Raw genomic sequence first — 19,024 nt, forward strand, 5'->3', positions numbered from 1 at the left:
TTGCCGGCAGGTCGTCAACTCAGGCGTAATCAATAAACCACTGCTGCGCCCCGTCCTGCCAGCAGTGCGTGCCCTGTAACCCTTGCGCCAGTGCGCGCTGGTGGCCGGCATGGTCGGCTGCCGCCACGTGCACCATGGCGGTGACAGGGGCCGGCGCCGGCAGCAGCAAGTCGCGCTGCACCACCAGCCGCGCCAGCCCGCCATACACCACGGCATAGCGGCGCACGGTAAAGCCTTCCTTCATCAGGCCGCGCAGGCTGCGCATGTTTTCCGGCGCCACCGTGGCCGACACCAGCGTGCGGCCCAGTTCCCGGCCCAGCGCCATGCGTTCCACGATGCCGGCGCAGTGCAGGCGGCGGCCGCGCCATTCCGGTAGCGACGCCGCGCCGTCAAGCACGCACATGCGGGCGCGGTCCGCCGCGCCGAGGCGCAGCAGTTCCGCCATATGGTCGACGGTGGGGGAATCGAGTCCCAGCACGCCATACGCCACCAGGTCGCCGTCGGCGAAACAGCCGAGGATGCGGCCGCATTCGGCCACGTGCCGCTCAAAATGCTCGAGGCGGTCCGGCCGCACCATGCCGGCCGGCGTCAGCGCGGCCACATGGCTGTGCAGCGCGTGAATTGCCCGCGCCTCGTCGGCGCACATGGTGCGCCAGGTGAACACCACGTCGTCTTCACAGCAATTCATTTGAGGAGCTCCGCATAGTTAATGACTTTTAATGGCGGATATAAATCCAGTTCGGCGGCCACCGACATGTTGACCAGGTAAGAGAAGCGCGCCAGCGTTTCAACCGGGATCGAGGCGGGCTGCCGCCGCTCCACCAGGATTTGCGCAGCCTTGTGGGCGGTCAGGCGGCCCACGTTTTCATAGCCGGACACCAGCCCGAACAAGGCCTTGCCGTCGCGCAGCGCGACTTCGGTCGCGGAAAACGTTGGCAGGCGGCGCGCCAGCGCGGCTTCCGTCAGCACTTTGCGGTTGGCGGCCAGGAAGCTGTCCGGCCCGATGTACAGCAATTGCACGCCGCCGGCCGCCAACCGGTCCACCATCTGCGGCAGGGCGGAGGGCACCGGCTGGCCTTTGGGGTCCAGCGGCACCGGCCGTTCATCGAGGCGGAAGCGCTCCTGCGCCGCCACGGCCCGTAGCTCCTTCACGTTCACCACGGAATTCGGTTCGGCCGGGTTGTAGATGATGGCCAACCGGTCGAAGCGGCGGTAGGCGCGCACGGCATTCAATTGCTGCACGGCGGGGACCACGTGGGACGCGCCGGTCAGGTTGCGGCCGGAGGACGCCAGTGTTTTGACCAGGCCCGCCGCGACCGGCGAGGCCACCATGGTGAAAACAATAGGGATGTCGGTGACGTGTTTGGCGGGATCGGTTTGCCCCTGCTTGCCCGCCACCGCCAGGGTGACCGGCGTGCCCCAGGTGTAAATCAAGTCGGCTTCCAGCGCGCGCGCCTCCGCCACCAGCGCCGGGACCTTGGTGACGTCGAGCGCCACGTCGCGCACGATCAGCTCCACCGGGATGCGGTTCACCTCGAAATAATTGCGGAAGCCTTTTTCGACCCCGGTTTCGCCCCGGAACAGGATCATGTAGATGCGGTAGGGCCGGGCGCCCGCCGCTCCGGTGATGCCGGCCGCCTGCGCGCCCGGGGCGGCTGCCACGACCGGCCCCAGGCAGCCAGCCAGCGCCGCCGCTTCAATAAAGGTGCGCCGCTTCATGCCGCCGCTCCTTCCGCCACCGCGGCGCGGCTGGCCGCCGTGAAGACCAGCGCAAATACCAGCGAGGACACCAGCGCGAAGCCGCCCAGCGCCAGCATGGCGTGCGGCGCGCCGTGGCGCTCCACCAGCATGCCGGTCACCAGCGGACCGGCGGCGGCGCCCAGCCGCTCCAATAAACGGAACAGGCCGACGATCGGACCGGTGCCGGCATCGCGCGCCTCGCCGCGGGTGACCCGCGCCACCAGTACCAGCTGGGCGGAAATGCTCATCGACTGGCCCACGCCCAGCGCACCGATCCCCAGCATCACCATTTCGCTGGTGGTGCCGAAATAGATGGGCAGCATGCCGAGCCCGGTCAATACACCGCCCGCCACCACCAGCCGGGCATAGGCGTTATAACGGTCCGCCAGGTGCGCGAACAGCGGCGCCAGCGCCAGCGAAGCAAGGCCGTACAGCATCGTATAGCGGCCGATTTCGGATTTCGAATGGCCCAGGGTCGACAGCAGCACCGGCACCAGGAAAATTAAAAAGCCGGAATACAGGAACTTGGCGGGTATCCCGGACAGCACCGACAAGGCAATGAATCGGCGGTTGCGCGCCAGGCGGCCCAGCAGCGACAGGCTGGCGCCGGGCAGGGCCACAGGGGGGCCCCCGGCCACTGTACCGGCTTTGTCGAAATCGCCGCGGTGCGCGCCATGCAGTACCGCCGCCGCCAGCAGCGCCGCGCCCAGCGCCACCACGGCGCCGAGCAGGAACACCAGGCGGTAGCCGATGCGGTCGGCCAGGATGCCGCCCACGGCCGGCGCACAAATTTCCGCCACCATGATGGCGCCGACAAACAGCGCCATGCCCTTGGCGCGGTTGCCGGCATCGGTATGGTCGAAGACATAGCCCTGGCACGCCATGAACATCACGGCATAGCCGGCGCCGGTCACGGCGCGCGCCACCACCAGCGCCAGGTAATCGGGCACCAGCCCCGTCACGGCCAGCCCCGCCATGACCGTCAGCGCGCCGCCAATATAGCTGCTGCGCCGGCCCAGCCGGTCGGACCAGCCGCCCGCGAACGGCATGGTCAGTGCCACGCCCAGCAGGAAGGCCGTGATCGGCAGGCTGGCGTGCAGGCCGCTGTCGAGTCCCGGCGCGGGCAGCGACGCCGCATACACGGGCAGGAAGGGGCGCGACAGCATTTCCGCAAACATGAACAGGAAACTCAGTACGCGCACCAGCACGATGCGGTGCGTGACGAGGTCGCCTTCGGTGGTGGCACCGAACGTGTACAGCGACTTCAGGCGCCGCAGCAGCGGCTCGGCCTTCGCCGCGTTCAACGGCGCCTGCCTGCGCTGCTGTTCCGCGTCGCGCAGCAGCGCGTCGTATTCCCGGTTGGCGCTGGCCGCCAGGCCGTGCAAGTGCGCCGCGATGGGCACCCCTGGCGGGGGTGCGGGACGTTGGCGGAAGTCGCCCGCCGCGATGCGCGCCATCATGGTGACAATGTGGCGCATCGGCGCCGTGAAATTCAGGGTGACGATAAACCACAGGATTTCAAACGCGATCAGGAGGCTGGTGACCAGCACGATGCCGATGTCGTAGCGCAGCTCGCGGATGCGCGCCGCCACATAGCGCTGGTCGACGCCGACGTGCAAATGGCCGACGGTCTTCCCGTTCAGCACCAGCGGCAGCGCGGTATCGAGGAAGCGTTCGGGCGCGCTGGTGTCGGCCGTGGTGCTGCCATACAGGACGGTACCGGAACGGTCGCTGACTCGCAGGTACGCGAGGTCGCGGTTTTCCTTCAGCACGTCGGCAAAATATTCCGGCACCCCTTCCAGGCGCTGCAGCGGAATCCCATAGCCCAGCGCGCGCACCATCAGCGCGGATAACTCCACGCCCGTGGTGTGGGCCTTGCGGCCCAGTTCCGGCAACAGCCGCTGTTCCGACAGCGACCACGCATACAGCGACAGCGCGGTCTGCACCACCAGCAGCAGCGCCAGCACAAAGGCAAACAGTTGCCGCACCGGGCGGCCATACAGCCGCTCCGACGGGGCCGAGGCGGAGCTCATATCCGCGCCCCGGCGGCATTCTGGCCGTGCAAGGCGGCCCGCGCTTCCTGCAAGTCGCGCCCGGCCTGGCCGACCGCGCGGTTGACGTCTTGCGCCAGTTCCGATGCTTGCCGGTCGGGTTTGGCAACCTGCGGGGCATGCGGGTCGAACGCCAGCTCGATCGTGCCCAGGGTGCGGTCGATGCGGCGCACCCACAGCCGGATGCCCAGCGCCGCCAGCACGCCGGACAGGACGGTGGCGACCAAAGCGGCTTTCAGCAATTGCCCTGTGATGCCCGACATGAAGGCTTCATGGGCGCTGCGCGAATAATGCAGTTCGACCGCGCCCGCCATGACGCCGAGGTCATTGGACAGGGGCGACGCGACACGGATATCGCGCTTGTCCGGCGTGCGCCCGGTCGAGTAGACCGGCGTCCCGGCCGCATCGCGTACGATGATGGCGACAATGCCGGTGTCCTGCGCCGCCTCGAAATCAATCGCGGCTTGCGCGTTGCCCAGGCTGTTGATGGGCAAGCCGAGGTCGAGCCCGGTTTCCAGGTTGTCGCGCAGCGCGTTGACGGTAAAGCGCAGGCGCGAATCTTCGAGTTCGGACAGCGTGCGGTCGAGCTTGCCGATGTTGAGGAACACCGTCAGGGCGATCGCCAGCACCGACAATAAAATGATCGGGGCTGTAATCGTAACGCTGAGTCGTGACATCGCCATTGCAAACACACCAGGACCACTTGAATTGCAAAAATTGTAGCACTGTTGAGTTTGCTCAATATTGCTTTTCTACTACTGTGGTTGTCCAGTGTGGCAATGGCGCCATAAATTACTCGTAAGCGCCCAATCTGCGCTGTTCATCCGGCGAAAAGTGCGCATTGCGCAGGCTTTGTTCGGCCTGGGCATCGCCCGGCTGTGCCAATCCGGCGAGAAGTACCTTGCGTTCCGCAAGGTACGATTGCATGCGGCGCTGCCACGCGGCCTCGTCGCGGTCCACTTCCGCCATGCGGGCGGCGGCATTGGTGTCCAGCACGGCGGCGCGCAGGCGATAGATGTCGTTGTCATCGGCGCCCTGGGCGCGGCGCTGCGCCACTTGCTCTTCCAGCCGCACGATGCGCAGCGGCGCGTCGCGCTGTTCGCGCAAATGCTCCGGCAGGCGCGCATCGAGTTCGGCCAGTTTGCGCATGCGTTCCGGCGCGGCCAGGTTGCGGTCGGCGTCGAGTTCGAGGCGGGCAATGGTGTCGGCGGCATAGGCGTCCGCTTCGCTGAACAGGCCGGCCGCTTCCTTCTGCGTGAAATACTGGCGGCGCAGCGCCAGCATGGCGTCATGCCGGGTGCGGGTATCCCTGGCCAGGTTGCCGACCGGGCGCAGGCTGCGTTCCAGGCTGGCCAGCGCCCGCTTGTATTCGATATAGGCGTCCAGCAGGCGGCGCGCTTCGGTGGCGGCGGCGGGGCGCAGGCGCTTGTCCAGTTCCCGCGCCGCTTCCGCGCGCACCGCTTCCAGGCTGGTTTCGCCGAGACCGGCAAGGTAGTAATCAAACAGGTGACCCAGTTCCGCATCGACCACCAGCGCATTGGCGCCATCGTGTTTCAAGGCGCCATCGGGCGTGGTGCCTTCCATCGAGCGCACGAAGGCGAAGGTGCGTTCGCCGCTGGCCGCCGGCGCCTCCGTGGGCGGCGTCTCGGTGCCGCCAACCAGCCAGCCACCCAGCATGGCGGTGGCGATGATGCCCGCGACAATGGCGGCGCGGTTCACTTGTGCTTTCATGCGCTCGGCTCCCGGTGAAATTAAAGGCCCAGGCCCTGCAGGCGGTTGGCCTGCTGGCGGTAGATCGTCACCGGATCGGTTTCAAACAGGTTGCCGATGCCGACCAGCTGGTTGACTTCATCGGCGTGGTTCAGCGCATAGTCGTCGCGGATCACGCGGCCCAGGTGGCTCGAGCAGCTGGCAACCAGGCCATCGTTTTTCTCGCCGCCAAAGGCCAGGGCCGTCACGGCCAGGAACGGGTCCAGCGCATCGAACACATTGGTATACGAGCGCGCGCCGCTCCATGAGAAGTACTGCACGCCGTTCACCTGGTAGGCGCCTTCGCCGCAAGCGGTGGTGGGGATGCCTTGCGGGTGCTTGGCATTGAACGCCAGCGAACCCGCGGTGGACAGCGATTCGGCCGCGCCGCGCGAACTTTGCGGCAGGGTCGGGCTGCCGGAAATCAGGCTGATCAAGCCGCCCAGCGCATTGGCGATGTCGTATGAAACGCCCGGCGCGGCGCCGATCAGGATATCGGCGACCTTGGAGCCTTTATTGACGCCGCCCACGCTGGTGACGGACGCCACCAGGTCGGGCCGCACGGAAGCGACGTAGCGCGAAGTCGGTCCGCCGTGGCTGTGGCCGACCAGGTTGACCTTGGTGGCGCCGGTGGCGGCCAGGATTTGTTTTACCTGCAGCAGCAATTGTTCGCCGCGCACTTCGGTCTTGTTGGCGGCCGAGACCGACGTCACATAGACCGTGGCGCCGCCGCTGCGCAGGCCGGACGCGATGCCATAGAAGTAGTCGACCGGGCCCAGGCTGTCAAAGCCGAACAGGCCGTGCACCAGCACGATCGGGTACTTGGTTTGGGTGTAGCCGGCCGCCCACGAGGGGGCGGGCAGGGCCGTGATAGCGATGAGGAACAGCGCCAGGGTCTTCCAGAAGCGTTTTTTCATGTGGTGTCTCCATTCGTTTAGTTTTATGCCCTGCGAAGGGCTGAAACGAATGTAGCACCGCACCAAAAAGGCACGATCGTGCTGGCTCCTGGCGCCATGCGGTTGGCTCGCGCGGCAAGCCTGGCGTTGTATCTCTGTCTTTACTGATGTGGCTGGTTGACTTCGCCTTGCAGAGGCGCGGTGCCCGCCGTTGCGGCCTCGCCGGCCGGCGCGGCTTGCAGGTCGAGATCGATCGTGCGCACCGTGGCGTCATCGAGGTACTCGCTGTACAGCCACTCGCCGTCGCGCTGGGCCAGGCCTTCGGGCGCCGGGAAGTCTTGCGGCGGCCGCTTTTGCAGCGCGACTTTCATGTAATCCATCCAGATCGGCAACGCCAGGGTGGCGCCGAATTCGCGGCCGCCCAGCGACTTCGGCTCGTCGTACCCCATCCACGCGACGCCGACCACGCCGCCGCCATAGCCGGCGAACCAGCCATCGACCGCGTCGCTGGTGGTGCCGGTCTTGCCGGCCAGGTCAAGCCGGCCGATGCGCTGGTACGCCTGCGCGCCGGTGCCGCTGCGCACCACTTCGCGCATCATCTGGTCGGCCAGGAACACGTTGCGCGGATCGAGCACGCGGTTGCCTTCCTGCGCCACCACCGGCGGCTTGGTCTCGCTGATGATCTTGCCGTCGCCATCGACGATTTTCGCGATCAGGTAAGGTTGCACCTGGTAGCCGCCATTGGCGAACACCGCGTACGCGCCCGCCATTTGCTGCGGCGTGACGGAACCGGTGCCGAGCGCCATGGTCAGGTTTTGCGGGTGCTTCGGCAAATCAAAGCCGAACTTTTGCAGGTAGTTGTGGGCATACGGCACGGACACCGCGCGCAGCAGGCGCACGGTGGTGACGTTTTTCGACTTGGCCAGCGAGGTGCGCATCGACACCGGGCCGTCATAGACGCCGTCGTCGTTTTGCGGATTCCACGCGCTGTCGCCGCCGTCGAGCGACAGCGGGCTGTCGTTGATCAGGGTGGCGGGGTAATAGCCTTTTTCCAGCGCGGCCGAATACACGAACGGCTTGATGGCGGAGCCGGGCTGGCGCCAGGCTTGCGTCACGTGGTTGAACTTCTGCAGGTTGAAGTCGAAACCGCCAACCATTGCGTGGTAGCCGCCGGTATTGGCGTCGATCGAGACGAAGGCGGCGGCCACTTGCGGCACTTGTGTGATGGACCAGCGGGTTTTTTCCGGCTTTCCTTCGGCCTTGATGACGCGGATGACGGCGCCGGGGCGGATCTTGAATTCCGGCTTGGCATTGGCCGCCAGCGCCTGCGCCGCCAGTTTCAGTCCGTCGCCCGTGACTTCGATTTCCTCGCCATCGATGGTTTCCGCCTGCACCGACTTCGGATTCACGGCCGTCACCACGGCCGGGATCAGCCGGTCGCTGCTGCGGCGTTTTTGCAGCACCTGGTCGATCGCGTCTTCGCGGTCTTCCGGGTCGTCCGGCAAGTCAATATAGGTTTCCGGGCCACGGTAGCCGTGGCGCTGGTCGTAGGCCAGCACATTGCGGCGCACCGATTCATAGGCGGCGTCCTGGTCGGCTTTCAGGATGGTGGTATAGACACTGATGCCGCGCGTATACGCTTCTTCCTTGAATTGCGCATACACTTGCTGGCGCGCCAGTTCCGCCACGTATTCCGCGTGGGTGTCGAATTCCTGGCCCTTGGTCGAGACGTGCAGCACTTCCTTCAGCGCGTCCTGGTATTGCTTTTCCGTGATGACGTCCTGGTCGCGCATGGCTTTCAGGATCAGGTGCTGGCGCTTGCGGGCCGCCTTGGGATTGACGGCGGGGTTGTTGCGCGACGGGTTTTGCGGCAGGCCCGCCAGCATGGCGAATTCCGCCACCGACAGTTCGTTCAACGCCTTGCTGAAATACGCCTGCGACGCGCTGGCGAAGCCATACGAGCGCTGGCCCAGGTAAATCTGGTTGATGTACAGTTCCAGGATCTGGTCTTTGGTCAGCGCCGCTTCGATGCGGTAGGCCAGCAGCACTTCCGCCAGTTTGCGGCCCGCCTTCTTGTCACGGCTGAGGAAGAAGTTCTTGGCCACCTGCATGGTGATGGTGGAACCGCCCTGGCGCAGGCTCATATGGCGGATATCGGCCTTCAATGCGCCCAGCGCGCGGATCCAGTCGATGCCGCCGTGGTCGTAAAACCGTTTATCCTCGATCGCCAGGATGGCTTTCTTCATCATTTCCGGCACGTCCTTGACCTGCACGAAATCGCGGTGTTCCTCGCCAAACTCGCCGATCAGCGCGTTGTCCGCCGTGTAAATACGCAACGGAATCTTGGGCCGGTAATCGGTCACGGCGTCAATCGCGGGCAAGTCGGGCGCAATCACCAAGGCCATGTAGCCGGCCAGCGCGGCGGCGCAGGCGCCCGCGCCAATGCCGCCGATGATCAGGGCGCGTTTCAGGAAGGATGAATTCAAGTCAGACACCTGTGGTTGCAAAGAGCGGCCATTATAGACTACGTGCCTGGCAGAAAAACTGCGTTACAAACCCGGCCCCATGGCGCGAGACGCGCATGCTATTCTTGATTTTTTTGCAAAGGAGAAACAATGCGCGCGATGTCGGCCCTGGGCTGGTTGTTGATGTTGGGGAGTGTGAATGCGTCGGCACAATCTGTGACGACGGTCGATTGCGGCCGCCTGCTGGATGTGAAGGCCGGGGTGTGGCGTGACAAGGTCACGGTCACCGTGGAAAACGGCGCCATCAAGTCGGTTGCGCCCACCGGTGCGGCGAAAGGCGCCATCGACTTGTCGTCGCAATCGTGCCTGCCGGGCCTGATCGACATGCACGTGCACATGACCTCGGAAACCCAGCGCCAGGTCGAATCCTTGCGTGCGGCGATGTCGCTGGACGCGGCCGACGACGCTTACCGCTCGGTGCCGTTCGCCGAACGCACGCTGAAAGCCGGTTTCACCACGGTGCGCGACCTTGGCGCGACTGATGGCTTGAATATCGCGCTGAAACGGGCGATCGCGGCCGGCCATATTCCCGGTCCGCGCATTTTCACGGCCGGCACCATGATCGCCACCACCGGCGGCCACGGCGACCATTCGAATGGCTTGTCGCGCGAACTGGCCAGGGCCAAGGGTCATCCGACCCCGTACGACGGCATCATCAACGGCCCGGAGGAAGCGCGCGAAGCGGTGCGGGCGCGCTACAAGGAAGGCGCGGACCTGATCAAGATCACCGCCACCGGCGGGGTACTGAGCCAGGCCAGCAGCGGCCAGAACTCGCAATTCACGGATGAGGAATTAAAGGCGATTGCCGCCACCGCCAAGGATTACGGCTTCCGCGTGGCGGTCCATGCGCATGGACTCGAAGGCATCAAGCGCGCGCTGCGCGCCGGGCTCGATTCCATCGAACATGGCACCTACATGGATGAGGAAGCGATTGCGCTGTTTAAAAAGTCGGGCGCCTATTACGTGCCGACCATCAGCGCGGGCCGCTATGTGGCCGACAAGGCCCGGGAATCGGATTACTACACGCCGCAAGTGCGCCCGAAAGCGGCCGCCATCGGTCCCCTGATCCAGTCGACCTTTGCCCGGGCCTATAAAGCCGGCGTGAAAATCGCGTTTGGCACCGATGCGGGTGTGTTCCCGCATGGCGACAATGCGAAGGAATTCGCGTACATGGTGGAAGGCGGCATGCCGGCGCTGGAAGCGATCCGCTCCGCGACCCTGAACGCGGCCGCGCTGCTGGACCAGGGCAACCGCCTGGGCTCGGTGGAAGCCGGTTACGCCGCCGACCTGATTGCGGTCAGCGGCGATCCATTAAAAGATGTCAGCCTGCTGCAGAAGGTGACGTTTGTAATGAAGGACGGCGTGGTGTACAAGCGCTGAGCAGTTCCACCGGGGCCAGATGGTCCGCCCTGTTGTATGCGTCATCATGCCGCGCGGCGTCGTCCTGTCCCGGGACGGCGCCCGCGGCGCTGACCAGATCCGGCTGGTACTGGTGGATCAGCACATCGAGCCAACCGTCGAGGCGGTTGAAGCGGTAGCCCAGTTGGGCGGCGCGCGCCGTATCGAGCAGCAGCGGGTGCGGCAAATCAAACGGGCTCAAATTGCCCTGGGTGGACAGCGGCAGCGCCCGCGCCCTGACGCCCAACACTTCGCCCACGCGGCGCTGCAGGCCCAGCGCCGACAACTGGCCGCCACTGGCCGCATTCACCGGTCCCGTAAAGGTTTGCAAGGCGCTCCAGTGCAGGAAGGACGCGGCCGTCCCGAGGTCGATGAACGAGGTGGTCGCCTTGCCATTCGCGTACAACAGCGCCTGGCCGGTTTGCACCAGGCCCACGTAGTACGCCAGCGGATCGTCGCTCGTGGCGCTATTGCCCAGCACATGGGCCAGCCGCACGGAGACGAACGGCAAACCGCCATCGCGCTGCAGGACCGCTTCGGCCTGGCGCAGGCCCGGCGCCAGGTTTTCGCGGGCGTCGACCGGATCGTTCCAGTCGCGCCGCCAGTCGATGGCTTCCCTGTCCAGGTCGAGCGCCTGCTCGTCAAACGGATCGCCGTGGCTGCCGATGTGTCCACGGTAGACGGCAATCGACGACGCCATCACATAGCGCCGGGTTTTCCCCTTGAACACGTCCAGCGCGATTTGCGCGGCGAGCGGCGAGCGGTTCAGCAAATCAATCACCACGTCGAACGCGGCATGGGCAAAGGCGGCGTCCATGGCGGCGCGGTCATGGCGGTCCACCACGATGCGGCGGACCTGGGTGCCGAAGCTGTCGGCGGTGCGGCCACGGCTGGCCAGCGCCACCGCGTGGCCCGCTTTCAGCAACTGCCGCACCAGAATGGCGCCCAGTGCGCCCGTGCCACCGATAACCAAGATATTCTTACCCATGTTACTCTCCTTGTCGTGTGCGTCGAGTGATGGGTTTATTCTGCGCCTGCATGGCGCACTGCACAAACGAGAAAATTGCCGGTCTAAGCATAAGAAAATCTAATTCATCATGGCCAAACCCTTGCGCAGCCTGTCCGGGCTGATCGATCTGGAAGCGGCTGCCCGGCTGGGCAGCTTCAAACTCGCGGCGGAAGAGTTGCACAAGACGCCCGCCGCCGTCAGCCAGCAAATCCGCCACCTGGAGGAAGAGCTGGGATTCACGCTGTTCCTGCGCCATCCGCGCAACGTGGAATTGACAGAAAAGGGGCGGGATTTTGCCGCCACCGTGTCGCGCGTGCTGGCGGATTTGCGGTTGAAAGCGGCGGCGCTGCAAAACTCGTGCGAAGAAAAAGTGCTGCGCATTTCCAGCACCCATTCGTTCGCGCTGAAATGGCTGGCGCCGCGCCTGACGCACTTCACGCGCCTGCATCCGGAACTCGACATCCGGCTCGACGCCAGCGACCGCGTCGTCAGCCTGGAAGATGACTCGGTCGACGTGGCGATCCGCTATGGCGGCTTCGAAGCGGGCGACCCCGGTGTGTTGTTCCCGGAGCGCCTGGTCGCGGTGTACAGCCCGGACATGCTGCCGCCCGGACGCACGGAATTCACGCTGGAGGATCTGCGGTCACTGCCGCTGCTGGACGAGGGCAGTAACCTGTACTGGCACCGCTACATGGCCGCCAACGGCTTGCCGGCCGGCTGCTACGACATTTCAAAAGGCTACAGCCACTGGGGCGTGCTGACCCAGGCCGCCGTGGCGGGGCAGGGCGTGGCGCTGGCCGCCTGGAGTATCGTGTACGAAGACGTGCGCAAGGGCGCGCTGCGCCTGATCCACGGGCGGCCGATCCCGTACAAGTCGGGTTACCGGCTGCTGACCAACGTAAACAAGCAGGGGCAGGCCAAGATCGAGGCGTTCCGGGGCTGGCTGGTGGAGGAGGTGGGGCGGATGGCGGGGGCGCTGGCGGCGTTTGAGGCGGAGTTTGATAATGGACGGGAATTAATGGGCGCGACTGGTTGAAGCGGTATAATCAAGGACGCTCTGCACCCTTACACCTGATCTGTGAGGAACGCATATGCCTACCATTAGTACCTTTTACGGTCTGGTCATTCAGATGTTTTTCAAGGACCATGCGCCGCCGCACTTCCACGTGAAATCAATACGTTGTCCCTGACAGAGGGCAAGTTACCGCGCAGGGCGTTGAGCCTGGTGCTGGACTGGGCTGAACTGCATCAGGCTGAACTGTTGGATGATTGGCAGTTATGCCGGGATATGCAGAATCCGAAACCAATTCCTCCGCTGGAGTAAAACAATGAACTGGGATGTGACAGAAGTGCGAGTGCTGGAAGACTTTTCCCTTGCTGTGCGCTTTCGCGATGGGCTGGAGGGCGTGGTGAGGTTTTTGCCCAGCTTCTTCCGCGGTGTTTTCTCACACCTGTCCAGCATTCCTGAGTTCCAGAAGGCGCATGTCGTTGATGGTGTTGTGACGTGGCCAGGAGAGTTGGATTTAGCGCCGGACGCGATGTATGACGAGATCAAGCGTTGTGGTGTTTGGATGCTGAACTGAAGTGGCGCTACAGCTTTTTCGACATGAACACGCGGCTGATGCCCTGCTGTTCGGAGCGTATTTCCCCAAAGCTGACCCAGCCATTTTTCTGGTAAAAGCCGGGCGCCTGGAAGCTGATGGTGTACAGCACGGCAGAACTGCAGCCACGGTTGCGCGCTTCCTGTTCGAAGGCGTGCAGGATTCGGGTGCCCAGTCCTGATCCACGTAAGGCGTCGGGCAGGTAAAACAAGTCGAGGAACGCCAATCCCAGCGAGGTCCTGCCGGTGATGCCGCCCACTACCGCATTGCTTTCCGGATCCCGGACGATGACGCACAGGGGGCGCCGGTCCGTGACGCCACCCGCCAGTTGATTGAACTCATCGAGGCCGTCGCCCAGAAACTGCTCGAGCGCGGGATCGGATTGGTCGCTGACAACGATGGCATGCTGGTTCAATTTTTACCTTTATCTAAAGTATCTAACATATCCAATTGAAGCCGCAGCGGTTGCCGTGGCCTCAGCGTCACGTTCATCACGGGTTCTGGCGGCGCCATGCCCGGCAGTGGCGCCAGGGCAAAGCGCTGCAGCACCATCGCGGCAATGACCGTCATTTCCGCCATCACCAGGTGCTGCCCCAGACAAATGCGGGGCCCGGTGCCGAACGGCATGTGGGCGCCGCGCGGCGCTGTTGTTGATGCCCCTGCGACGAAGCGCTCGGGATGGAACGCCTGTGGCTCGGGGAACCAGCGCGCGTCGTGCTGCATCAATTGTACCGGGATGGTGAACAGCGTGCGGGCAGGGAATTGCCAGCCGCCGAGCGTGATGGGCGCGGTGGCGCGGCGGCTGATCAGCACTGCGGCGGCGGGATACAGCCGCATGGTTTCCTGCAAGGTGGCGGCCAGGTAAGGCAGGGCGCCGATATCCGCCGCCGAGGGCGTGCGGCCGTCCAGGCACTGCCGGACTTCGGCGCGGGCCGCTTGCTGGGCCTGCGGATTGGCCGCCATGCACCACATCCACCAGGTCATGGTGGCGGCGGCGGTTTCATGGCCGGCCAGGAAGGTCGTCATGCATTCATCGCGCACGGCGCTCAACGGCCATGTTGCCGGATCGGCCTCGTGCAGCGCCAGCAGGCGCGCCAATAAATCATCGGGCCAGGCGTCGCGCGGCAATTGCAAACGGGCCGAGATCTGGCGTCCGACCAGGCCATCGAGCAATGCCATGCCTTTATGTTTGGCGCGCTGCGACGGCAGCCAGCGTGGTGGATTGAAGGGCCAGTAGAATTCGCCGTTGGCGGCCACCGAGACGTCATGCAAGGCTTGCGCCGCCGCCGGCGCTTCGGCAGCGATATCGCTGGAAAACACCATGCGCGCGATGACTTCCATCGTCAGGGTGGTCAGCTCCTGTTCCACCGGCCATGCGCCGGGCTGCCATGTGGCCAATGCCCTGGCGGTGCACTGTGCCATCGCCGGCACCAGCGCCGCCGATGGCTTGGGCAGGAAATTCGGTTGCAAGGTGTGTCGTTTGGTGCGCCACGCTTCCCCTTCGGCCACCAGCACGCTGTGGCCATGCAGCTGCGAGAACACCTCGATACCGCGCTCCCAGCGCACCAGCGCCGCGTGGTGCTGCACGAGCAATTCCCGCACCAGCGCCGGGTCCGTCACGACGATCGTATGTTCCGGCCACATGCGCAAGTGCACCAGGTCGCCATACGACTGCTGCCAGCCGCGCAGGGTGCCGAGTAAATCTTTGGACATTTGCCGCAGCAGGCCCCAGCCGGTGATGCCGGGTTTGGGGCCGGGCGGCCACGTGCCGGCAGGGCGTGGCAGCGCGGCGGCCGGTGCAATTGCCGGTGCGGCGGACGCGGGGCACGCTGCGGCCGCTGGCATGCCGCTCGTGCCGGGCGCGATGGCGGCGGTTGCCGTGGTGGACGAAGGCGCGCCCGGTGTGGCGGCCAGTGGGGCGTCAGGCACTGCGCCTGCGCCGTGGTAGGGGCATTGGGGAGCGGTAGTCATGGCACGGATTTTCCATCATCGCTTGCCGACCGTATTGAACGGAAACGACATTCCGCATGCACGCGGCGATTGCTATACTTTGCGTCCATGATATCTTCCACCAGCACCGATCCGGTCACCTGTCCCACGCGATTCGCACGCGCCCTGCGCGTCACTGCCAACGCGGGCAGTGTCCCGCACAATTGCCTGATCCCCGCGCCGCCTGCGCTGCAAGGCGTGCTGGCCGCCCTGATCTGCCGCGACACCAGCAAGGCTGACCTGAGCAGTGCGCAACGCCTGTCGCACTTTCCCGCCTCGCCGCTGATCACCCTGTCGTGGTACCACGGCCTCGATGCGGGCCTGGTGCACGACACCGCCGATGGCCCGGTGTGGCAACCGTTCGGTGCGCGCATCGTGTTGTCCGGTAGCCAGTCGCAGCCCGTCACCGGTTGGGCGCCCACCACCGGGCGCGGCTACATGGCGTGTTTTCCGGCGGATGTGGCGCAAGCACTGTTTGGCATCGAACTGGGGGGCATTCACGACCGCTTCGTACCGGCGCGGGACTTGCTCGACGCATCCTGGACGCCGCTGCTCGACGCCTTGTTGCAGGCGCCCGATGACGCCGCTACCCGTGCGCTGCTGGAGCAGTCCCTCGCGGCGCGCTGGCGCGCCATCAACGGCGACGCCTCGCCGCTGGCGTCGGTGCGCCAACTGGGGCGCCATTGGGTGGAGCGGCTGGCGCTGAAAGCCCATGCGTGGCAGCGCGATGTCAGCCCGCGCCACGTGGAACGCAAGATCAAGTCGTACAGCGGCCGCTCGCTGCGCGAATGGCAGGCGCTGGTGCGCACGGAAAGCCTGTTCTTCGCGGCGCGCGACCGCTATGACGCCGGCACGCCGTTCAACTGGGCCGAGCTGGCGCTGGAAGAGGGATTTGCCGACCAGGCCCATATGAGCCGCGCCGCGCGCCACATCACGGGGTTCCCGCCCGGCGAATTTGCCCAGAGGTTCACCGAAGACGAATCGTTCTGGATGTACCGCCTCTGGGTGTAACGTGTCACAGAATTTGCCAGCCCGCGCCACATCGCGTATCTTTATTCCAGTGCAATAATTTCTTGTGGGTAGCAGCATGGCGGCACAGCATGACATTGAGTGCGATTTACTGGTGGTGGGCGGCGGCATCAATGGCGCGGGAGTCGCGCGCGATGCGGCCGGACGCGGTTTGTGCGTGGTGCTGTGCGAAAAAGATGACCTGGCCGCACACACCTCGTCGGCTTCCAGCAAGCTGATTCACGGTGGCCTGCGCTACCTTGAATATTACGAATTCGCGCTGGTGCGCAAGGCGCTGATTGAACGCGAAGTCTTGCTGCGCAGCGCGCCCCACATCATGCGTCCGCTGCGGTTCGTGATGCCGCACCGCGACGGCTTGCGCCCCGCCTGGATGATCCGTACCGGATTGTATTTATACGATTTACTGGCGCGGCGCGAAATCCTGCCGGGATCGCAAGGCGTGAATTTGCGCTGCCATCCTGCCGGGCGTCCGTTAAAACCTGAATTCAAAAAAGGTTTTGTGTATTCCGACGGCTGGGTCGATGATGCGCGGCTGGTGGTGTTGAACGCCATGGACGCGTGCCGCAAAGGGGCCGCGATCCGCACCCGCACCGCCTGCACCGGCCTGCGCCGCGAAGCCGGCGCGTGGATTGCCACCCTGCAGGGCAGTGACGGCTTGCCGCAAACCGTGAAGGCGCGCTGCGTGGTCAACGCGGCGGGCCCGTGGACCATGAACCTGCTGGGCATGGCGCTGCCCGAGCGTGATGTGCGGCCGCTGCGGCTGGTCAAGGGCAGCCATATCGTGGTGCCGAAGCTGTTCGAGCATGACCACGCGTATATCTTCCAGCATCCCGATGGCCGCATTGTGTTTTCGATCCCCTACGAACTCGATTACACACTGATCGGCACCACCGATCTCGATTACAAGGGCGATCCGGACAAGGTGGCGATCGATGGCGGCGAAGTCGATTACCTGTGCCGCCTGGCCGGGGAATACTTTGCGCAGCCTATCGCGCCATCGGACGTGGTGTGGACGTATTCCGGCGTGCGTCCGCTGCTGGAAGACCCGCAACGTTCGGCAAAGGCGCTGACGCGCGATTACAAATTTTCCGTGGACGAGGATGGCGCGCCGCTGGTAAATATTTTCGGCGGCAAGATCACGACCTTCCGCAAGCTGGCGGAAGAGGCCGTGGACCTGGTGTGCAAGGCGCTTGGCAGCCCGAAGCCGCGCTGGACGGAAAAAGCCTGCCTGCCCGGCGGCGATTTGTACGGCGATACGCCGCAGAATTGCGCGGTGCTGCGTTACGGCGAATGGGAACACAAGATCAAGGACCAATATCCGTGGCTGCCGCCGGCGCTGGCGGCGCGCTATTGCCGCGCCTATGGCACGCGCATCCACACCTTGCTGAGCGGCTGCACGTCGCTGGCGGGGTTGGGCGGCGAATTCGCGCCGGGATTGTATCTGGCGGAAATCGCTTATTTGCGGCGCTATGAATGGGCCATGACGGCCGAAGATATCCTGTGGCGGCGCACCAAGCTGGGCTTGCACACCCCGCCGGACACGGCGGCCCGCCTGGATGCCTGGCTGGCCGCCAACCCTGTCGGCAGCCCCGGCGCGGTCAGCGCCCCTGCATCCGCGTAATCACCGATTTCGTCGCGAATTGCACGGCGAGCGCGCAGGCAAACGCAGTACCGAACGCTTGCGCCACCGCGCCTTCGCGTAGCAATTGCGACAGCACCAGGCAAAACACGGCAAACGCGTAATAACCGGGCACCATGCCGCGCAACAGCGCGATGGCAAACGCATTGCCCTGGCGCGCATGGGAAAAGCCCACCAGCACCGTGCTCATGGTCGGGAACATGGCAAAGATGCCGGACAGGCGCGGGCCCATGGCGGCCGCGCCATAGCTGACCGCCAGCACCAGGAGCGCCGCCGCCGCCATTCGCCATGGCAAGTCGCTGGCGCCGGCGGGCTTGCCGGACGGCGCGGGTGCCGCGATCTTCGGGAACAGGAACGGCGTCACCAGTAGCGCCGCGATGACCAGCGCGAAGCACGCTGTTACGGGAATGGTGAGGGTCTTCAAGCCCAGCACGGCGAGCGCATACACGCCCAGCGCGGCCAGCATGGAGGCGGCAATCCCGCCGCGCATGGCAACGCGCGCGTAGGCCACGCTGAAGGCCAGCACCGCCAGCACCGCGCTCAGGGTGCCTTGCGCGGCGTTCGCGGCAAACTCGGGACCCTGTTCGGCGGTAATGGTCAGCAGGACCGGTCCGGCGACGATGGGGAAAGCGGACAGCCAGCCGGCCACGGTCGGACCCCAGCGGCGGCCGGCCAGGGTGACAGCGCCGATCAGGGCGGGGGCGAGGAGGAGTTTGAGCAGCAGGGTGGGCGCCATGGGGTGTCCCGGAAGAAAGGCGCTAGTGTAATCCTGTCTATACAAGATGGCAATGCGGCGGCATGGTCAGCTGGACCCATGTGTGCGCGAATTCGTATAGAAGTCATTCTCCAATGTGACAAATTGTGAGAATACTCCTACAAAAAGATTGATATAATTCCACATTAGTTGTGACTTTACCATTGTTGGCGGAGCTGACGCGCCGCCAACCGGCAACGCGCGATGGGCTATTCAGCATGCGGAAGTGTCTCTCCCCCGCTGTTCATCCTTGGCCCAGGATTCCCGTGTTTTTCGCTTATCTCCGTTTCCATGCGGCGCGGCTTTACCGTGCCCAGCCTATTGTTGTGCTGACGCTTACCGCGTCGGGCATGGCTTTGGCCCTAGTGAGTGATGGAGCGGATGGATTATTAATTGTTGTAAGTTTTATTTCTGGGGCATGCTTCGTAAAGCTTTTAATATCTTAGTCTCGGCGGTTTTGATTAGGATTTGTTCTAGTTCAACTCAGGCCTATGTCAAGTTCGAGCATCGTCTGTTTCTATATTAGGGACGTGGTTGCAACGGTGATGAATGCCCCGGACGGTAAAATAACTGCGTGCCACGGCGATAGGGGTGTTTATGCAGTATCTCCCGCCACCATTATTAGCGCGTCGCTCAGTAATAAA

General features: G+C 64.6%; 16 protein-coding genes and 1 pseudogene. 6 read left to right on the top strand and 11 right to left on the bottom strand.

Annotation, left to right across the window (positions count from 1 at the left end; all coding sequences use genetic code 11):
• Positions 1-19: 19 nt before the first annotated feature.
• The 7 genes from AC1RRC_RS01710 to AC1RRC_RS01740 all read right to left on the bottom strand — a co-directional run bounded on the left by AC1RRC_RS01710 (position 20) and on the right by AC1RRC_RS01740 (position 8,922).
• Entirely contained in the window at positions 20-688 is a 669-nt protein-coding gene (locus AC1RRC_RS01710) for a hypothetical protein (protein ID WP_493053514.1), read from the bottom strand.
• Positions 685-1,719 carry an ABC transporter substrate-binding protein gene (locus AC1RRC_RS01715; RefSeq protein ID WP_493053515.1) on the bottom strand — a complete coding sequence of 345 codons (1,035 nt, stop codon included), beginning with the start codon at positions 1,717-1,719 and terminating at the stop codon, positions 685-687. The genes AC1RRC_RS01710 and AC1RRC_RS01715 overlap by 4 nt, the downstream gene beginning before the upstream one ends.
• Positions 1,716-3,773 (bottom strand): MFS transporter, encoded by a 2,058-nt coding sequence (locus tag AC1RRC_RS01720; RefSeq protein ID WP_493053516.1) that lies wholly within the window; start codon positions 3,771-3,773, stop codon positions 1,716-1,718. Before AC1RRC_RS01720 ends, AC1RRC_RS01715 begins: the two co-directional genes overlap by 4 nt.
• On the bottom strand, positions 3,770-4,468 hold the full coding sequence (locus AC1RRC_RS01725) for a hypothetical protein (RefSeq protein ID WP_493053517.1): 699 nt from the start codon (positions 4,466-4,468) through the stop codon (positions 3,770-3,772). Before AC1RRC_RS01725 ends, AC1RRC_RS01720 begins: the two co-directional genes overlap by 4 nt.
• 115 nt (positions 4,469-4,583) lie before the next feature.
• Positions 4,584-5,522: a lipase secretion chaperone gene (locus AC1RRC_RS01730; protein WP_493053518.1), complete on the bottom strand. Its 939-nt coding sequence runs from the start codon at positions 5,520-5,522 to the stop codon at positions 4,584-4,586.
• Between the two features lie 20 nt (positions 5,523-5,542).
• A complete protein-coding gene (locus AC1RRC_RS01735) occupies positions 5,543-6,457 on the bottom strand; it encodes a lipase family alpha/beta hydrolase (RefSeq protein WP_493053519.1) in 915 nt (304 codons plus the stop codon).
• A 140-nt stretch (positions 6,458-6,597) separates the two neighbouring features.
• Positions 6,598-8,922 carry a penicillin-binding protein 1A gene (locus AC1RRC_RS01740; RefSeq protein WP_493053520.1) on the bottom strand — a complete coding sequence of 775 codons (2,325 nt, stop codon included), beginning with the start codon at positions 8,920-8,922 and terminating at the stop codon, positions 6,598-6,600.
• 129 nt (positions 8,923-9,051) lie between these two features.
• Between AC1RRC_RS01740 and AC1RRC_RS01745 the strand changes: the two genes are divergently transcribed.
• Positions 9,052-10,341: a metal-dependent hydrolase family protein gene (locus tag AC1RRC_RS01745; protein ID WP_493053521.1), complete on the top strand. Its 1,290-nt coding sequence runs from the start codon at positions 9,052-9,054 to the stop codon at positions 10,339-10,341.
• Here the strand turns inward: AC1RRC_RS01745 and AC1RRC_RS01750 are convergent.
• Entirely contained in the window at positions 10,283-11,347 is a 1,065-nt protein-coding gene (locus tag AC1RRC_RS01750; RefSeq protein WP_493053522.1) for an NAD-dependent epimerase/dehydratase family protein, read from the bottom strand. The two genes, AC1RRC_RS01745 and AC1RRC_RS01750, sit on opposite strands and share 59 nt — an antisense overlap.
• A 109-nt stretch (positions 11,348-11,456) precedes the next feature.
• Between AC1RRC_RS01750 and AC1RRC_RS01755 the strand changes: the two genes are divergently transcribed.
• The 3 genes and pseudogenes from AC1RRC_RS01755 to AC1RRC_RS01765 all read left to right on the top strand — a co-directional run bounded on the left by AC1RRC_RS01755 (position 11,457) and on the right by AC1RRC_RS01765 (position 12,951).
• Entirely contained in the window at positions 11,457-12,404 is a 948-nt protein-coding gene (locus AC1RRC_RS01755) for a LysR substrate-binding domain-containing protein (protein ID WP_493053523.1), read from the top strand.
• 55 nt (positions 12,405-12,459) lie between these two features.
• Positions 12,460-12,692, top strand: a pseudogene (locus AC1RRC_RS01760) (DUF4160 domain-containing protein).
• Between the two features lie 4 nt (positions 12,693-12,696).
• Positions 12,697-12,951 carry a DUF2442 domain-containing protein gene (locus AC1RRC_RS01765; RefSeq protein WP_493053524.1) on the top strand — a complete coding sequence of 85 codons (255 nt, stop codon included), beginning with the start codon at positions 12,697-12,699 and terminating at the stop codon, positions 12,949-12,951.
• A gap of 7 nt (positions 12,952-12,958) precedes the next feature.
• Here AC1RRC_RS01765 and AC1RRC_RS01770 read toward each other — a convergent pair whose 3' ends face one another.
• Positions 12,959-13,384, bottom strand: coding sequence for a GNAT family N-acetyltransferase (locus AC1RRC_RS01770; protein WP_493053525.1), 426 nt, complete (start codon positions 13,382-13,384; stop codon positions 12,959-12,961).
• Positions 13,381-14,940, bottom strand: a complete 1,560-nt coding sequence (locus tag AC1RRC_RS01775) for a cytochrome P450 (RefSeq protein ID WP_493053526.1) — start codon at positions 14,938-14,940, stop codon at positions 13,381-13,383. The genes AC1RRC_RS01770 and AC1RRC_RS01775 overlap by 4 nt, the downstream gene beginning before the upstream one ends.
• 87 nt (positions 14,941-15,027) lie before the next feature.
• On the opposite strand from AC1RRC_RS01775, the gene AC1RRC_RS01780 reads away from it, so the two are divergent.
• Together AC1RRC_RS01780 and glpD are read left to right on the top strand one after the other, a co-directional pair.
• Positions 15,028-15,969 (top strand): helix-turn-helix domain-containing protein, encoded by a 942-nt coding sequence (locus tag AC1RRC_RS01780; RefSeq protein ID WP_493053527.1) that lies wholly within the window; start codon positions 15,028-15,030, stop codon positions 15,967-15,969.
• A 76-nt stretch (positions 15,970-16,045) separates the two neighbouring features.
• Positions 16,046-17,608, top strand: a complete 1,563-nt coding sequence (glpD, locus tag AC1RRC_RS01785; RefSeq protein WP_493053528.1) for a glycerol-3-phosphate dehydrogenase — start codon at positions 16,046-16,048, stop codon at positions 17,606-17,608.
• Here glpD and AC1RRC_RS01790 read toward each other — a convergent pair.
• The gene (locus AC1RRC_RS01790) at positions 17,586-18,362 is read right to left on the bottom strand and encodes a hypothetical protein (protein ID WP_493053529.1); all 777 of its coding nucleotides are present in this window, start codon (positions 18,360-18,362) and stop codon (positions 17,586-17,588) included. The genes glpD and AC1RRC_RS01790 overlap by 23 nt on opposite strands.
• Positions 18,363-19,024 lie beyond the last annotated feature (662 nt).

The sequence above is a fragment of the Pseudoduganella sp. GW821-FHT12E03 genome, assembly GCF_058807115.1.

Excerpts from the sequence above, each read along its gene's own strand:
- AC1RRC_RS01710 (WP_493053514.1), bottom strand. The coding sequence starts at position 688 with ATGAATTGCTGTGAAGACGACGTGGTGTTCACCTGGCGCACCATGTGC.
- AC1RRC_RS01715 (WP_493053515.1), bottom strand. The coding sequence starts at position 1,719 with ATGAAGCGGCGCACCTTTATTGAAGCGGCGGCGCTGGCTGGCTGCCTG.
- AC1RRC_RS01720 (WP_493053516.1), bottom strand. The coding sequence starts at position 3,773 with ATGAGCTCCGCCTCGGCCCCGTCGGAGCGGCTGTATGGCCGCCCGGTG.
- AC1RRC_RS01725 (WP_493053517.1), bottom strand. The coding sequence starts at position 4,468 with ATGTCACGACTCAGCGTTACGATTACAGCCCCGATCATTTTATTGTCG.
- AC1RRC_RS01730 (WP_493053518.1), bottom strand. The coding sequence starts at position 5,522 with ATGAAAGCACAAGTGAACCGCGCCGCCATTGTCGCGGGCATCATCGCC.
- AC1RRC_RS01735 (WP_493053519.1), bottom strand. The coding sequence starts at position 6,457 with ATGAAAAAACGCTTCTGGAAGACCCTGGCGCTGTTCCTCATCGCTATC.
- AC1RRC_RS01745 (WP_493053521.1), top strand. The coding sequence starts at position 9,052 with ATGCGCGCGATGTCGGCCCTGGGCTGGTTGTTGATGTTGGGGAGTGTG.
- AC1RRC_RS01750 (WP_493053522.1), bottom strand. The coding sequence starts at position 11,347 with ATGGGTAAGAATATCTTGGTTATCGGTGGCACGGGCGCACTGGGCGCC.
- AC1RRC_RS01755 (WP_493053523.1), top strand. The coding sequence starts at position 11,457 with ATGGCCAAACCCTTGCGCAGCCTGTCCGGGCTGATCGATCTGGAAGCG.
- AC1RRC_RS01765 (WP_493053524.1), top strand. The coding sequence starts at position 12,697 with ATGAACTGGGATGTGACAGAAGTGCGAGTGCTGGAAGACTTTTCCCTT.
- AC1RRC_RS01775 (WP_493053526.1), bottom strand. The coding sequence starts at position 14,940 with ATGACTACCGCTCCCCAATGCCCCTACCACGGCGCAGGCGCAGTGCCT.
- AC1RRC_RS01780 (WP_493053527.1), top strand. The coding sequence starts at position 15,028 with ATGATATCTTCCACCAGCACCGATCCGGTCACCTGTCCCACGCGATTC.
- glpD (WP_493053528.1), top strand. The coding sequence starts at position 16,046 with ATGGCGGCACAGCATGACATTGAGTGCGATTTACTGGTGGTGGGCGGC.
- AC1RRC_RS01790 (WP_493053529.1), bottom strand. The coding sequence starts at position 18,362 with ATGGCGCCCACCCTGCTGCTCAAACTCCTCCTCGCCCCCGCCCTGATC.